The sequence below is a fragment of the Streptomyces sp. NPDC046465 genome (assembly GCF_040646035.1).
Classification (GTDB): Bacteria; Actinomycetota; Actinomycetes; order Streptomycetales; family Streptomycetaceae; genus Streptomyces.
In genome coordinates this window covers 284,151-299,698 of sequence record NZ_JBEYZK010000004.1, presented here as the reverse complement: position 1 = coordinate 299,698, position 15,548 = coordinate 284,151, and the positions used below count along the sequence as shown (strand labels likewise).

Annotated in this window: 9 protein-coding genes and 1 riboswitch; of the genes, 6 read left to right on the top strand and 3 right to left on the bottom strand. The window is 70.1% G+C overall.

The window, feature by feature from the left end:
• The first annotated feature begins 24 nt into the window (after positions 1-24).
• Positions 25-179: riboswitch (TPP riboswitch) on the top strand.
• Positions 172-1,971 carry a phosphomethylpyrimidine synthase ThiC gene (thiC, locus tag ABZ953_RS08890; protein WP_361719001.1) on the top strand — a complete coding sequence of 600 codons (1,800 nt, stop codon included), beginning with the start codon at positions 172-174 and terminating at the stop codon, positions 1,969-1,971. Its footprint overlaps the riboswitch before it by 8 nt.
• A 116-nt stretch (positions 1,972-2,087) precedes the next feature.
• Here the strand turns inward: thiC and ABZ953_RS08885 are convergent, their stop codons facing one another.
• The 3 genes from ABZ953_RS08885 to ABZ953_RS08875 form a co-directional block, all read right to left on the bottom strand.
• Positions 2,088-2,984, bottom strand: a complete 897-nt coding sequence (locus ABZ953_RS08885) for a hypothetical protein (protein ID WP_361718998.1) — start codon at positions 2,982-2,984, stop codon at positions 2,088-2,090.
• A gap of 180 nt (positions 2,985-3,164) precedes the next feature.
• Positions 3,165-4,220, bottom strand: a complete 1,056-nt coding sequence (locus ABZ953_RS08880; RefSeq protein WP_361718995.1) for a metallophosphoesterase — start codon at positions 4,218-4,220, stop codon at positions 3,165-3,167.
• A gap of 242 nt (positions 4,221-4,462) precedes the next feature.
• Positions 4,463-5,584 carry a LacI family DNA-binding transcriptional regulator gene (locus ABZ953_RS08875; RefSeq protein WP_361718992.1) on the bottom strand — a complete coding sequence of 374 codons (1,122 nt, stop codon included), beginning with the start codon at positions 5,582-5,584 and terminating at the stop codon, positions 4,463-4,465.
• Positions 5,585-6,003: 419 nt separating this feature from the next.
• Here ABZ953_RS08875 and hisC point away from each other — a divergent pair, with 419 nt between their 5' ends.
• The 5 genes from hisC (at position 6,004) to ABZ953_RS08850 (ending at position 15,442) form a co-directional block, all read left to right on the top strand.
• Positions 6,004-7,083, top strand: coding sequence for a histidinol-phosphate transaminase (gene hisC / locus ABZ953_RS08870; protein WP_361718989.1), 1,080 nt, complete (start codon positions 6,004-6,006; stop codon positions 7,081-7,083).
• Between the two features lie 276 nt (positions 7,084-7,359).
• Positions 7,360-8,904: a cytochrome ubiquinol oxidase subunit I gene (locus ABZ953_RS08865; RefSeq protein WP_361718986.1), complete on the top strand. Its 1,545-nt coding sequence runs from the start codon at positions 7,360-7,362 to the stop codon at positions 8,902-8,904.
• A 19-nt stretch (positions 8,905-8,923) separates the two neighbouring features.
• Positions 8,924-9,928, top strand: coding sequence for a cytochrome d ubiquinol oxidase subunit II (cydB, locus tag ABZ953_RS08860; protein WP_361718983.1), 1,005 nt, complete (start codon positions 8,924-8,926; stop codon positions 9,926-9,928).
• 48 nt (positions 9,929-9,976) lie between these two features.
• The gene (gene cydD / locus ABZ953_RS08855) at positions 9,977-13,555 is read left to right on the top strand and encodes a thiol reductant ABC exporter subunit CydD (RefSeq protein WP_361718980.1); all 3,579 of its coding nucleotides are present in this window, start codon (positions 9,977-9,979) and stop codon (positions 13,553-13,555) included.
• A gap of 150 nt (positions 13,556-13,705) precedes the next feature.
• The gene (locus ABZ953_RS08850; protein ID WP_361718977.1) at positions 13,706-15,442 is read left to right on the top strand and encodes a GAF domain-containing protein; all 1,737 of its coding nucleotides are present in this window, start codon (positions 13,706-13,708) and stop codon (positions 15,440-15,442) included.
• Positions 15,443-15,548: the final 106 nt, after the last annotated feature.

Genomic DNA, 15,548 nt, shown 5'->3' with positions numbered 1-15,548 from the left:
GAGATGACGCTAGCGTGGAGCCACCTTTGCAATCGCGGGAGCTCGGAGCACCGGGCTGAGAGGGCGCTGACCTCCGTACGAACCGGCACGATCGTGCACGAGCCGTACGGAATCCGCTGCGTCGACCGCCGAACCTGTTACCGGGTAATGCCGGCGTAGGGAGTAGGTCTCATGACCACATCGGACGCACGCACGCCTGCCTCCGGCAGCGACGAGAACACCGTCGCGGCTGACGAGGCCGGGAAGTCCATCGGCTGGCACAAGGCGTATGTCGAGGGTTCGCGCCCCGATCTGCGCGTGCCGGTCCGCCAGGTGCACCTCACCAACGGCAAGGCCGTCACCCTGTACGACACGTCAGGGCCGTACACCGACGAGGCCATCGACACCGACGTCCGCCGCGGCCTCGCGCCGCTGCGGGAGAACTGGATCATCGCCCGCGGCGACACCGAGGAGTACACCGGCCGCCCGCCCCGCCCCGAGGACGACGGCATCAAGCACACCTCGCCCCGCGGCGGCCTGAAGAACCTCGACGCCGTCTTCCCCGGCCGCCCCCGGCAGCCGCGCAGGGGGCGCGCGGGTCAGGCGGTGACGCAGCTCGCGTACGCCCGCCGCGGCGAGATCACGCCCGAGATGGAGTTCATCGGGATCCGCGAGAACCTCGACCCCGAGGTCGTGCGCGCGGAGGTCGCCGCGGGCCGCGCGGTGATCCCCGCCAACGTCAACCACCCGGAGATCGAGCCGATGATCATCGGCAAGAAGTTCCTGGTGAAGGTCAACGCCAACATCGGCAACTCCGCGGTCACCTCCTCCATCGAGGAGGAGGTGGACAAGATGACGTGGGCGACCAAGTGGGGCGCCGACACGGTCATGGACTTGTCCACCGGCCGCAACATCCACACCACCCGCGAGTGGGTCCTGCGCAACTCCCCCGTGCCGATCGGCACCGTGCCGCTCTACCAGGCCCTGGAGAAGGTCGACGGCAAGGCCGAGGAGCTGACCTGGGAGATCTACAAGGACACGGTCATCGAGCAGGCCGAGCAGGGTGTGGACTACATGACGGTGCACGCGGGCGTGCGCCTTCCGTACGTCCCGCTCACCGCGCGCCGTAAGACCGGCATCGTCTCGCGCGGCGGCTCGATCATGGCCGCCTGGTGTCTCGCGCACCACAAGGAGAGTTTCCTCTACGAGAACTTCGAGGAGCTCTGCGAGATCCTCGCGGCGTACGACGTGACGTACTCGCTCGGCGACGGCCTGCGGCCCGGTTCGATCGCGGACGCCAACGACGAGGCACAGTTCGCCGAGTTGAGGACGCTCGGGGAACTCAACACGATCGCCAAGCGTCACAACGTACAGACGATGATCGAGGGCCCCGGTCACGTCCCGATGCACAAGATCAAGGAGAACATCGACCTCCAGCAGGAGATCTGCGAGGAGGCGCCGTTCTACACGCTCGGCCCGCTGACCACGGACATCGCCCCGGCCTACGACCACATCACCTCCGGCATCGGTGCCGCGATGATCGGCTGGTGGGGCACGGCCATGCTCTGCTACGTCACGCCCAAGGAGCACCTCGGCCTGCCCAACCGCGACGACGTGAAGACCGGTGTCATCACGTACAAGATCGCGGCGCACGCGGCGGACCTCGCCAAGGGGCACCCGGGCGCGCAGGACTGGGACGACGCGCTCTCGGACGCGCGCTTCGAGTTCCGCTGGGAGGACCAGTTCAACCTGGCCCTCGACCCGGTCACGGCACGGGAGTTCCACGACGAGACGCTGCCGGCCGAGCCGGCGAAGACGGCGCACTTCTGCTCGATGTGCGGGCCGAAGTTCTGCAGCATGAAGATCTCGCAGGACATCCGGCGCCGGCACGGCGGTGACCTGGAGCAGGACGACATCGCCGCGGGCATGGAGCAGAAGTCCAAGGAGTTCGCCGCGGCGGGCAACCGGGTCTACCTGCCGATCGCCGACTGAGCCGCCCCCACGGCTGACTCCGGAGGCCGTCCCCACGGCTGACGGCACGCGGAAGCAGGGCAGCACACCGGCATCCGGCCGGTCACTGCCCTGCCCCGTGCCCGTCCCCGGCCCGACTACTCCGGCTTGTGGTCGGGCCCGCCGAAGTCGGGGCTGGAGAAGTCCGGGCTTGAGTAGCTCGGGCGCGACCCCGCGGTCGAGCCGCCGTCCGGACTGCTGAATCCCGGCCTGTGATAGCCGAGTTGAGGCATACGGCTGCCGTTCGCACCGGATCCCCCGACGCCCGACGACGGCGTACGGGCGGCGGGAGCTCCGCCCGGGTCCGTCAGGGCCTCCCGCAGGAACGGCACGACGCCCCGCTCGAGGAGCGCCTGGCCCCAGTCTTCCCTGGCGCGGGACACCTCCTCGCAGCGCTCGCCGTGCAGTTCTGCCTGGAGCGAGGTGGAGCCGTTGCGCAGGGCGGTCAGGAGCAGACCGACCGCGGCGACCAGGATGCCCCCTGCGGTGAGCGCGCCGAACAGCCATCCCGCGGTGAGCAGGGTGTCCGCGAAGGCGGGCTCGGGCGTGAGCATCTTCAGGATGTAGCCGACGAGCAGGAATATCACCGCGGCCGTGCCCGCGAGGACGGGTGCGAGGACCGCGACGACGGCGATCGCCCCGGCTCCCGCGGCCACCGGTTCCGCTACCTCGCCCATCGTGGTGGCGAGGCTGATGCCGCCGGAGCCCGACTCCGCGGCGCTCTGTCCGTTCCCTTCACGGATCGATGTGGACGTCGGTCGAGGTTCGCGCAACTCCTCGCGAACCTTCACGTAGTGCGCGTACTCGGCCGCGGCCGAGGCCGTGATCAGTGCTGTCGCGTTCAGGGCCATGGTGCGCAGTTGTTCGGTGTTGAGCCGCTGGCCCACTGCGGCGAGTTCAGGACGATCAGGTGCGTTGCGCAGCGCCTCATCGAGGATCCGCTCGTACTCGGGGCGGTCCTCATTGAGCAGGTGTGGAGCGCTGTTCATGTGCATCCCCCGATGCTCCGTAGGGCTGAGGCTCGCATGGCTACGAGCCGTTGGGCAGAAACGGAGGGGAGCCTGCTACGGATAAGCCGATGGTAGAGCCGTGACGGCATGCGGTGACAGGGGGTTTCCGGAAATTGCCCCCCTGGCCAGCGTGATCGTGTAGAGGGGCACCTGCCCGAAGAACGCTCAGTTATCCAGAGGGAGTTGGCAGACCAGTAGCTTTCCGGCCATGGTCACCCCGCCGTCCATGGCGATGGCCAGGCCGCCGGCGTAGACGTGCGGGCCCTCGATGACCGGGCCGCCGCCGTCCGACTCGTCCTCGGAGCCGACGTCGCCCAGGAGGTAGGGGATGGGGCTGTGACCGTGGACGATGCGGGTGCCGCCGTAGACATCGAGGAGTTCGCGGACGGCCGAGGGGCCGGACTCGTCGCGGAACGCGAAGCGCTTGGTGAACTTGCGGAAGAGGTCCCAGCACTCGTCGGCGTCATTGCGCGTAAGGGTCTCCCGGATGGTGTCGTTCACCGCCTCGATCGAGTCGCCGTAATCCAGATAGGCGGTTGTGTCGGAGTGTACGAGCAGGTGGCCGTCGGCCTCCTCCATCGCGTCCAGGCGGGCCATCCACTGCAGGTGGTGGTCCTCCAGGCGCTCCATGTCGGTCTTCTGGCCGCCGTTGAGCAGCCAGGCGGCCTGGAAGGTGGCGGTGCCCGCCCCGGAGTTGACGGGGGTGTCGCCGAAGCGCTTGGCGCCGAGCAGGAGCAGCTCGTGGTTGCCCATGAGCGCCTTGCAGTAGCCGCCGGCGGCCGCCGCTTCGGCGGAGAGCCGCATCACGAGGTCGATGACGCCGATGCCGTCGGGCCCGCGGTCGGTGAAGTCGCCGAGGAACCACAGGCGCGCGTTGCCCGCGGACCAGTTGCCCTCTTCGTCGACGAGCCCCTGCTCATGAAGGGCCGCGACGAGCTCGCCCAGATAGCCGTGCACGTCGCCCACGACGAACAGCGGACCGAACTCCTCGCTCGCCCGCGGCTGCGGAGGCTCGGGCATGACCTGCACCTGGACCGTGTCTCCCCGGTTGATGACGGGCAGGTCGCGCTGGGTGGGGGTATAGCCCTCCTCCGGCGGTTCGCCGGGCGCTCCGGGGCTCGCCGGGGCGGGTCCGGTCGTCTCATGGACGTACGCCGGTACGCGGAAGTCGCGCAGCGTCGCCGTCCGCACATCGGGTCCCTGACCGGCCCCCTGAGTCATCGACCCCTCCACCACCATTGCGCCGCATCTGCACCGAGATCGGACTGCTTGGTCGCAGCGGCCCGCGGTGTCGTCCGCCCATCATAGGAATGCGGCTCCCGCTGTGTGGTGCACCAGGGGTGGTGAATCGGTTCCGGAGGCCGGTTCGCCGAGGTTTTCTCCCGAATTGGGCAGAGGTTTCCCCGCAGGTGGCGGGGAGGATGCCAACCTCTGCCCGGGGCCGGGTGCTCGGGCGGGAGCGGTCAGCCGTGCCCGGGCGAGCGGGGCGGGCTGACCGTCGTGCGCGGTGGACGTCGCTCGGAAGAGGTGCGCACGATCAGTTCGGTCGGTATCACCTGCTCGATGGGCCGGCCCGTATCGAGGCCCTCGATGGCGTCGATGAGGAGCTGTACGACGGCCGTGCCGATGCGCCGGGGTTTGAGGGAGAGCGTGGTGATGGGCGGTTCTGTGGTGGCGTACACCGTGGACTCGCTGCAGCAGACGAGCAGCAGGTCGTCGGGGACGCGCAGGCCGTACCGCCGGGCGGCGGCGAGCAGGTCGGTGCCGTTGGGGTCGAAGAGGCCGTAGACGGCGTCGGGCCGGTCGGGCCTGGCGAGCAGCCGGTCGGCGGCGACGGCGCCCGCGCACGGGTCGTGCGCGGGATAGGACTCGTAGACCGGGTCCTGTCCGACGCGTTCGCACCAGCGCAGATACGCGGTGGTGGAGAGGTGCGTGTAGGTGTCCGTGGTGGTGCCGGTGAGGAGGCCGATCCGGCGGGCGCCGGCGGCCGCGAGGTGGTCGAGGATCTCCAGGACCGCCGCCTCGTGGTCGTTGTCGACCCAGGCGGTGACCGGGAGCGAACCCGCCGGGCGGCCGTCGGAGACCACCGGAAGGCCCTGCCGGACCAGTTCGCTGACCACGGGGTCGTGATCGGAGGGGTCGACGACGACGGTCCCGTCGAGTGCCACGTTCGACCACACGTCGACGGGGCTGCGGCGGGAGGTGGCGGGGAGGATCACCAGGGCGTATCCCCTGGCGAGTGCGGCCGAGGTGGCGGCTCTGGCCATCTCGGCGAAGTAGGCGAATTCGGTGAAGGTGAAAGGTTCATCCCCGTACGTCGTCACGGTCAGGCCGATGAGGCCGGACTTGCCGGTACGGAGGGTGCGGGCCGCCGCGGACGGGCGATAGCCCAGCCGCTCTGCGACTTCGCGTACGTGGCGTCGGGTGGCGTCGGGTAGCCGACCCTTGCCGTTGAGGGCGTCGGAGACAGTCGTGATGGAGACACCGGCGGCTGCGGCGACGTCTCTGATCCCCGCTCGACTTTGCCGGTTGCCCCGGCGTGCGGTCTCCGCTCGGCTCACCTGGTGCTTCCCTGCTGCTGTCATGGCGAGCCGATAGTAGGGCTCATGGGGGTGGGTAGCAGGGGCGCATATTCACGCGTTGACAGGCACGTTTCTGCATGGCACGGGTGGGTCAATGACCTTGGAATGCAAGGGAGTTGAAGGGGCCGATGGACAGCTGCCCCTGATCGTCGCGCATGGGCCTGCCAAAAGGGTCAGGTCTCGAAGAGGTCTCAACTCACCTTCACGAGGGACGCGCGCCACGGAGCGAGCCACCGGCGCACGGGGGAGCACGGGGCGCCCCTCTCTCCTCGTACGCCTGCACGGATCTCTCCGCGCGCCTGCACGGGCCGCTCCGTGCCCCTCCGTGGAGGAGATGCCGGAAGCCCATTCGCAGGGGAGCCGAATCCTCATAAGGTAAGCAGTATTCGAACTGGTTGTGACTGGCTACGAGGAGGACTGCGGTGAGCGAGACGAACCCGAGGCTGCGCGCCGAGCTTGAGGGGATCCCCACCTACAAGCCGGGCAAGCCCGCGGTGGCCGACGGTCCGGCGGCCTACAAGCTGTCCTCGAACGAGAACCCCTATCCGCCGCTTCCCGGCGTGCTGGAGAGTGTGCTCGCCGCGGCCGGCTCCTTCAACCGCTACCCCGACATGGCCTGCACGACCTTGATGGCCGAGCTGGCCGACCGCTTCGGAGTGCCCGTCTCGCACATCGCCACGGGCACCGGCTCCGTGGGCGTCGCCCAGCAGCTGTTGCAGGCCACCGCGGGCCCGGGCGACGAGGTGATCTACGCGTGGCGGTCCTTCGAGGCGTACCCGATCATCACGCAGGTCAGCGGCGCGACCTCGGTACGGGTGCCGCTGACGGACGGCGAGGTGCACGACCTCGACGCGATGGCCGCGGCCATCACCGACCGCACCCGGCTCATCTTCGTCTGCAACCCCAACAACCCCACGGGCACCGTGGTCCGCAGGGCGGAGCTCGAGCGGTTCCTGGACCGGGTGCCGAGTGACGTGCTGGTCGTCCTCGACGAGGCGTACCGCGAGTTCATCCGCGACACCGAGGTGCCGGACGGCATCGAGCTCTACCGCGACCGCCCGAACGTCTGCGTCCTGCGCACCTTCTCCAAGGCGTACGGCCTCGCGGGCCTCCGTGTCGGCTTCGCCGTCGCTCACGAGCCGGTGGCCGCCGCGCTGCGCAAGACGGCGGTGCCGTTCGGCGTGAGCCAGCTCGCGCAGGACGCGGCGGTGGCGTCGCTGCGCGCCGAGGACGAGCTGATGGGCCGGGTCGGTTCGCTGGTCGGCGAGCGCACGCGTGTGGTCGAGACGCTGCGCGGGCAGGGCTGGACGGTGCCCGAGACGCAGGCGAACTTCGTGTGGCTGCGGCTCGGGGACCGTACCGCCGACTTCGCGGCGGCGTGTGAGGAGGCCGGCGTGGTCGTGCGGCCGTTCGCGGGCGAGGGGATGCGGGTCACGATCGGCGAGACCGAGGCCAACGACATCTTCTTGCAGGCGGCGGAGGCCTTCCGCAAGGAGCTCTAGGCGCGGCGGGACGCCGGTGCCCGTGTTGGAGCGCACCGCTGAAGGAAGTGCGCCGCTGAAGTGGAAGTGATGAGGAAGGCCTCGGGCAGGGTCCCGGGGCCTTCTTCGCGTTCCCGGCGGTAAGGGGGGACCCCCCTTTGAGTGTCGACAGTCCGTACGACATAATGCTTGTGAATGTGAACGCGTTCACAAGCGTGTCCCGGTTCATCCGGAGATCAGTGGGACAAAAGGCGGCAAATTGCCTCCTTGGCCCGCGGTGAGTAAGGAGAAGTCGCAGTGGACCTGGCTCTGGCGCCGGAAACCCTGGCGCGATGGCAGTTCGGCATCACGACCGTCTACCACTTCTTGTTCGTCCCCCTGACGATCTCGCTCGCCGCCCTCACGGCGATCCTTGAGACGGCGTGGGTGCGGACCGGCAAGGAGCACTACCTCAGAGCGACCAAGTTCTGGGGAAAGCTGTTCCTGATCAATATCGCGATGGGTGTCGTCACGGGCATCGTCCAGGAGTTCCAGTTCGGCATGAACTGGTCCGACTACTCGCGCTTCGTCGGTGACGTCTTCGGGGCGCCGCTCGCGTTCGAGGCGCTGATCGCCTTCTTCTTCGAGTCGACCTTCATCGGCCTGTGGATCTTCGGCTGGGACAAGCTGCCGAAGAAGCTGCACTGCGCGACGATCTGGATCGTCTCCATCGGCACCGTCCTGTCGGCGTACTTCATCATCGCCGCCAACGCCTTCATGCAGCACCCGGTCGGCTACAAGATCGTGGAGCGGGACGGCAGCAAACGCGCGGAGCTCACCGACTTCTCGAAGGTGCTCTTCCAGGAGACGACGCTCGTCAACTTCTTCCACGTCATCTCGGCGGCCATCCTGGTCGGCGGCGCCTTCATGACCGGCATCGCCATCGTCCACCTGCGCAAGAAGCGGCACGTCCGCACCATGCGGATGTCGATGCGGCTCGGTCTGGTCGCCGCGTTCGCCGGGACGCTGCTCACCGTCGTGAGCGCCGACACCCTTGGCAAGGTCATGTACGAGCAGCAGCCGATGAAGATGTCGGCCGCCGAGGCGCTGTGGGAGACCGAGAAGCCGGCGCCGTTCTCGCTCTTCGCGTACGGAGACGTCGCCAAGGGGCACAACGACGTGGCCATAGAGGTCCCCGGGGTGCTGTCCTTCCTCGCCAAGAACAACTTCAACGCCGAGATCCCCGGCATCAACGACCTCAACAAGGAGGCGCAGGACAAGTTCGGTCCCGGTGACTACCGGCCGAACATCCCCACCGCCTACTGGTCGTACCGCTGGATGATCGGCTTCGGCGGGGTCTCGATGGTGCTGTGCACCGCGGGCCTGTGGCTGACGCGGAAGAAGTTCTGGCTCGCGCCGGAACACCGCACCGGGGCGGACGACATCCCCAAGCTGATGCTCACCAAGAACAAGGAGCTCTCGCCGAAGCTCGGCAACTGGTGGTGGCGGCTCTCGCAGTGGACGCTGATCTTCCCGCTCATCGGCACCGCCTGGGGCTGGATCTTCACCGAGACGGGGCGGCAGCCCTGGGTGGTCTACGGGGTCCTGCGCACCAGGGACGCGGTCTCCCCCGGGGTCTCGCAGGGTGAGGTGCTCACCTCGCTGATCGGGTTCACGCTGATCTACGCGATCCTCGCCGTGATCGAGGTGAAGCTGCTGCTCAAGTACGTCAGGAAGGGCCCGCCCGAGCTGACCGAGGCGGACCTCAACCCGCCCACCAAGATCGGCGGCCCCGGACCGGGCAACGGCTCCGACTCCGACGCCGACTCCGATTCCGACCGGCCGATGGCCTTCTCGTACTGAAGGAAGGAGCGACGAGGACATGGAACTTCACGACGTCTGGTTCGTACTGATCGCCGTCCTGTGGATCGGCTACTTCTTCCTGGAGGGCTTCGACTTCGGGATCGGTGTCCTGACCAAGCTGCTCGCCCGCGACCGGGTCGAGAAGCGGGTCCTCATCAACACCATCGGCCCCGTCTGGGACGGCAACGAGGTGTGGCTGCTCACGGCGGGCGGCGCGACCTTCGCCGCCTTCCCCGACTGGTACGCGACGCTCTTCTCCGGCTTCTACCTGCCGCTGCTGCTCATCCTGATCTGCCTGATCGTGCGCGGCGTCGCCTTCGAGTACCGCGCCAAGCGGCCCGAGGAGCGGTGGCAGACCAACTGGGAACACGCGATCTTCTGGACCTCGCTGATCCCGGCGCTGCTGTGGGGCGTGGCCTTCGGCAACATCGTGCGCGGCGTGAAGATCGACGCCCACAAGGAGTACGTGGGCACCTTCTGGGACCTGCTGAACCCGTACGCGATCCTGGGCGGCCTGGTCACCCTGACGCTGTTCACCTTCCACGGCGCGGTGTTCGCCTCGCTCAAGACGGTGGGCGACATCCGGGTGCGGGCGCGGAAGATGGCGCTGGGCCTCGGACTCGTCACCGCCGTCCTCGCGCTCGGGTTCCTGATCTGGACCCAGGCCGACAAGGGTGACGGCAAGAGCATGATCGCGATGGCCGTGGCGGTTGTCGCGCTCGTCGGTGCCATCGCCGCGATCAAGATCGGGCGCGAGGGCTGGTCGTTCGCGCTCTCCGGGATCACGATCGCGGCCGCCGTCGCGATGCTCTTCCTGACGCTCTTCCCGAACGTCATGCCGTCGTCGCTGAACGAGGAGTGGAGCCTCACGGTCACCAACTCCTCGTCGAGCCCGTACACCCTGAAGATCATGACGTGGTGCGCGGGCGTCGCGACGCCGGTCGTGCTGCTCTACCAGTCGTGGACGTACTGGGTGTTCCGCAAGCGGATCGGGACCCAGCACATCGCCGATGCCGCGCACTGAGCCCGTTTCGACCTGCCTGTCCCCCGTCCTTCGGAGGGTGTGTTTCACGTGAAACCGATCGACCCGCGCCTGCTTCGGTACGCCCGCGCCACCCGCTTCTTCCTCGTGGCAGTGGTCGTCCTGGGGCTGATCGGGGCCGGCCTGGTCATCGGTCAGGCGATGCTCGTCGCCGAGATCGTGGTGGGCGCCTTCCAGAAGGACCTCTCCGCGGGTGACCTGGGCACCCCGCTGGTGCTGCTCGCCGCCGTCGCGGCCGGACGGGGCCTGGTCGCCTGGCTGACCGAGCTCGCCGCGCACCGGGCCAGCGCGGCGGTCAAGTCGGAGCTGCGGGGGCGGCTGTTGGAGCAGGCGGGCGCGCTCGGGCCCGGGTGGCTCGGGGGGCAGCGCACGGGGTCGCTGATCTCCCTCGCCACGCGCGGAGTCGACGCGCTCGACGACTACTTCTCGCGCTATCTGCCGCAGTTGGGACTTGCGGTCGTGGTGCCCGTGGCGGTGCTCGCCCGCATCGTCACCGAGGACTGGGTGTCGGCGGTGATCATCGTCGTGACCCTGCCGCTCATCCCGGTCTTCATGATCCTGATCGGCTGGGCCACGCAGAACCGCATGGACCGCCAGTGGCGGCTCCTCTCGCGGCTCTCGGGCCACTTCCTGGACGTGGTGGCGGGGCTCCCCACCCTGAAGGTGTTCGGTCGTGCCAAGGCGCAGGCCGAGTCCATCCGCAAGATCACCGGCGAGTACCGGCAGGCGACGATGCGGACGCTGCGCATCACCTTCCTGTCGTCGTTCGCCCTGGAACTGCTCGCGACGATCTCGGTCGCACTGGTCGCGGTCACCATCGGCATGCGGCTCGTGCACGGCGAGATGGAGCTGTACGACGGACTCGTCGTCCTCGTCCTCGCGCCTGAGGCCTACCTCCCGCTGCGCCAGGTCGGGGCGCAGTACCACGCGGCGGCGGAGGGGCTCTCGGCCGCCGAGGAGATCTTCGAGGTCCTGGAGACCCCGGTGCCGGCCGCCGGGGCCGGGGCGGCGCCCTCGGGTGTTCTGAGCGTGGAAGGCGTGACGGTCCGGTATCCGGGGCGGACGTCGGATGCGGTCTCCGGAGCGGCCTTCGAGGTGGCGCCCGGGGAGACCGTGGCGCTCGTGGGCCCCAGCGGGGCGGGCAAGTCGACCCTGCTGAACGTGGTGCTCGGGTTCGTCGGGCCCACCGAGGGGCGGGTGTGCGTCGGTGGCGTCGATCTGGCCGACGTCTCGCCCGAGCGGTGGCGGGAGCGGATCGCCTGGGTGCCGCAGCGGCCGCACCTCTTCGCCGGGACCGTCGCGGAGAACGTACGCCTCGCGCGGCCGGACGCGGACGACGCTCAGCTGCGGGGTGCCCTGCGGGAGGCGGGTGCCCTGGAGTTCGTGGACGCGCTGCCCGCCGGGGTCGACACCGCCCTCGGTGAGGACGGGGCCGGGCTCTCCGCCGGACAGCGGCAACGGCTCGCCCTGGCACGGGCGTTTCTGGCCGACCGGCCCGTCGTGCTTCTCGACGAGCCGACGGCGGCGCTCGACGGCGGGACCGAGGCGGAGGTGGTCGAGGCGGTCCGCAGGCTGGCCATGGGACGGACCGTTCTGCTGGTCGTGCACCGGCCCGCGCTGCTGGCTGTGGCCGACAGGGTGGTGCGGATCGGTGTGGCGGTGGATGGCGGCGATGGCGGGCGGCGGGGGGCGCAGGGTGGGTTCCGCTCGTCGGCGTCGGCGCATGGAATGCCTGCCTACGAGAACCAGAACGAGAACGGCACCGGGAACCAGAACGACGAGAACGGCACCGGGAACGAGAACGGCACCGGGAACGACAGCGGCGGTGGCGCCGGGCTTCCGAAGTCTCTGGAGCCCTCGCGGCGGAGCCTGTTGGGGCGGGTCCGGGCGGCCGCGCGGGCCCGGCGTGGGCAGTTGGCGCTCGCACTGCTGCTCGGCGCCCTCGCGCTCGGGAGCGCTGTCGGCCTCATGGCCACCTCCGGGTGGCTGATCTCGCGGGCCTCGGAACAGCCCCCCGTGATGTACCTGATGATCGCCGTGACGGCGACCCGCGCCTTCGGGATCGGCCGCGCCGTCTTCCGGTACGCGGAACGCCTCGTCTCGCACGACGCCGTGCTGCGGATGCTCGCCGACACCCGGGTCGCCGTCTACCGGCGCCTGGAGCGGCTCGCCCCCGCGGGCCTGCGCGGGGCCCGGCGCGGCGACCTCCTCTCGCGCCTGGTCGCCGACGTCGACGCGCTGCAGGACTACTGGCTGCGCTGGCTGCTCCCCGCGTCCGCCGCGGCCCTCGTGAGCGCGGGCGCCGTCGGCTTCACCGCCTGGCTGCTGCCCGAAGCGGGTGCCGTGCTCGCCGTGGGGCTGCTCGCCGCGGGCGCCGGTGTCCCATGGGTGAGCGGTGCCGTGGCCCGGCGCACGGAGCGGAAGCTGGCCCCCGCGCGCGGGGTGCTCGCCACCCGCGTCGCCGACCTGCTCACCGGGACCGCCGAACTGACCGTCGCCGGTGCGCTGAAGCGTCGTACGGCCAAGGCGGGGGAGGCCGACGCCGAGCTGACCCGGATCGCCTCCAGGGGCGCCACCGCCACCGCGCTCGGTGATGGCCTCGGGGCACTCGTCACCGGGCTCACCGTGGCCGCGGCCTCGCTCGTCGGCGTCCAGGCGGTCCATGACGGGCGGCTCAGCGGCGTCGCCCTCGGCGCGGTCGTACTCACGCCGCTGGCCGCCTTCGAAGCGGTGCTGGGGCTGCCGCTCGCCGTGCAGTACCGCCAGCGGGTCAGGAAGAGCGCAGAGCGGGTCTACGAGGTCCTCGACGCGCCCGTACCCGTCCCCGAGCCCGCCGTGCCCGCACAGGCGCCCCAGACGCCCTTCCCGCTCCGCGTCGAGGGGCTGCGCGCCCGGTACGAAGGGCAGAACCGGGACGCGCTCGCCGGCGTCGGTCTGACGCTGGAGCGCGGACGCCGGATCGCGGTGGTCGGCCCGTCCGGCTCCGGCAAGACGACGCTCGCTCAGGTGCTGCTGCGCTTCCTCGGGGCGCACGCGGGGACGTACACGCTCGGCGGCACGGACGCGACCGCGCTGGACGGTGACACCGTGCGCCGGACGGTCGGGCTGTGCGCCCAGGACGCCCACATCTTCGATAGCTCGGTGCGCGAGAATCTGCTGCTCGCCAAGAAGGGCGCCTCGGAGGAGGAGTTGCATGACGCCCTGAAGCGCGCGCGGCTCGACGGCTGGGCCCATGCGCTGCCCGACGGGCTCGACACGCTCGTGGGCGAGCACGGAGCACGGCTCTCCGGAGGGCAGCGACAGCGCCTCGCGCTGGCCCGCGCGCTCCTCGCCGACTTCCCCGTCCTCATCCTGGACGAGCCCGCCGAGCACCTCGACCTGCCGACCGCCGACGCCCTCACCGCCGACCTGCTGGCCGCGACCGAGGGCCGCACGACCCTGCTCATCACCCACCGGCTCGCCGGGCTCGACGCCGTGGACGAGGTGATCGTCCTGGAGGAGGGGCGGGTGGCGCAGCGCGGCACGTACGCGGAGCTCGCGGCGGAGGAGGGGCCGCTGCGGCGGATGCTGGAGGTGGAGCGGGCGGCAGATCTGTTGGTGGCGGGGTGAGGACGGTGCTGCGGATGTGCGGGGTGAGGACGGTGCTGCGGATGTGCGGGGTGAGGACGGTGCTGCGGATGTGCGGGGAACCGGGACTCGGGGAAGATCGGCAATGGCTTCGACTTTCCCCTGCAAATAGGACTTACTAGGCTCAAAGGCATGTCAGCACCCTCGGCCTCCGCCGACCCCCCGCCCTCCGACGGCACAGCGAACTCGGTCGAGGCGGCGGCACGGGCGACCCGCAGCCTCCAGGGGCTCTCGCCCGAGCTGACCTCGCGGGTGCCGCAGCTGCTCGAAGCCATGCGGGCGGTCGGTACCGGGCTCGAACTGCACACCACCCTGGATCGCATCTGTGAGACGGCCGCCGAGCTCGCGGACGCCCACTACGCCGCGATCGGCGTCGTCGCCGAGGACGGCGAGGGGCTCTCCGACTTCGTCTACCACGGCATCGACGCGGAGACCGCCGAGCGGATCGGGCATCTGCCCGACGGCCACAAGGGCCTTCTCGGCGCCCTCATCCACCAGCCGCGGACGCTGCGCCTCGGCGATCTCTCCGCCGACCCGCGTTCCTGCGGATTCCCGGCGCACCATCCCCCGATGCGGACCTTCCTGGGCGTCCCCATCCGCGTCCAGGGCGAGATCTTCGGCAACCTCTACCTGACGGAGAAGCGGGACGGGGCGGAATTCAACGACTACGACGTGCACATGGTGCGCGTCCTCGCCACGGAGGCGGGCATCGCCATCGGAAACGCACGCCTCTACGAAGCCGCCAAGCAGCGTGAGCGATGGATCGACGGCTCCGTGGCCGTCACCACCGCCCTGCTGTCCGGCAGCGACGCGGAGGACGCGCTCGCGGTCGTCGCCGAGCAGGCCAGGCACCTCGCGGACTCGACCGCGGGCATCGTGCTGCTGCCGGACGAGGAGGGCGGCATGGAGGTCGTCGCGGTCTCTTCGGAGGAGCCCATCGGGGCCCTCGGCGTGATCGTCCCTCCGGAGAGCCGCATCGTGGCCGACCTCCTCGAAGGTCACTCCGTGTTCATCGACGACGTGGCCGCCGACCCACGCGTCATGACCGAGATCGCCCGCGCCTTCGGCCCCGTCATGATGCTGCCGCTACAGAGCGACGGCCGGGTCCTCGGCACGCTCGTGACGCCACGCGCGCGTGGGGGGCGCCCGTTCAGCGAGGCGGAGCGGACGCTCGCCACCCAGTTCGCCTCGCAGGCCGCGCTGGCGCTGATGATGGCCGAGGCCCAGCGGGACCGGGAACGGCTCGCGGTCTACGAGGACCGCGACCGGATCGCCAGGGACCTGCACGACCTCGTCATCCAACGGCTGTTCGCCACCGGGATGATGCTGGAGAGCGCCCAGCGCAGGTCGGTCGTGCCGGAGGTGCAGGTCGGCGTCGGCAGGGCCGTCGACGAGCTGGACGTGACGATCCAGGAGATCCGTACGGCGATCTTCGCGCTGCAGCAGGGCCCTGCCGAGGCGCCGTCGGGGCTGCGCACCCGGGTCCTGCGCGAGATCAACATGGCCGCCGTACCGCTGGGCTTCAAGCCCTCGCACCACTTCGTGGGGCCCGTCGACACGGTGGTCGGCGAACTGACCGGCAAGAACCTCATCGCGGCGCTGCGGGAGGCGCTGTCCAACGCGTTCCGGCACGCGCAGGCCGCCCGTATCGACGTCGTGGTCGACTCGACCGTGGTTCTCCCCGACGGGCAGCACGGCGCCCGCCTGACCGTCGCCGACGACGGCGTGGGCATCGCGGAGGGAGGCCGTCGCAGCGGCCTGAAGAATCTCAAGAGACGGGCCGAGTCGCTGGGCGGCGACAGCTGGTACGGGTCCGGGATCGGCGAGGACGGCGGGGGCACGACGGTGGTGTGGGAGGCGCCGTACTGACGCGGTCCCCGTCCTGACGGCGGCGTTCGGATTCCGCGGCGGGCGGCGGGGGCCCCTGTTCGGCGGTACCCGGGTGGGCCGTACGGGCATCGTGCACCCCGCGTGC

What these genes read in the sequence shown, in the direction of transcription:
- ABZ953_RS08850 (WP_361718977.1), top strand. Translation starts at nt 13,706, where the DNA reads ATGTCAGCACCCTCGGCCTCCGCCGACCCCCCGCCCTCCGACGGCACA.
- ABZ953_RS08875 (WP_361718992.1), bottom strand. Translation starts at nt 5,584, where the DNA reads ATGACAGCAGCAGGGAAGCACCAGGTGAGCCGAGCGGAGACCGCACGC.
- cydB (WP_361718983.1), top strand. Translation starts at nt 8,924, where the DNA reads ATGGAACTTCACGACGTCTGGTTCGTACTGATCGCCGTCCTGTGGATC.
- ABZ953_RS08880 (WP_361718995.1), bottom strand. Translation starts at nt 4,220, where the DNA reads ATGACTCAGGGGGCCGGTCAGGGACCCGATGTGCGGACGGCGACGCTG.
- thiC (WP_361719001.1), top strand. Translation starts at nt 172, where the DNA reads ATGACCACATCGGACGCACGCACGCCTGCCTCCGGCAGCGACGAGAAC.
- ABZ953_RS08885 (WP_361718998.1), bottom strand. Translation starts at nt 2,984, where the DNA reads ATGCACATGAACAGCGCTCCACACCTGCTCAATGAGGACCGCCCCGAG.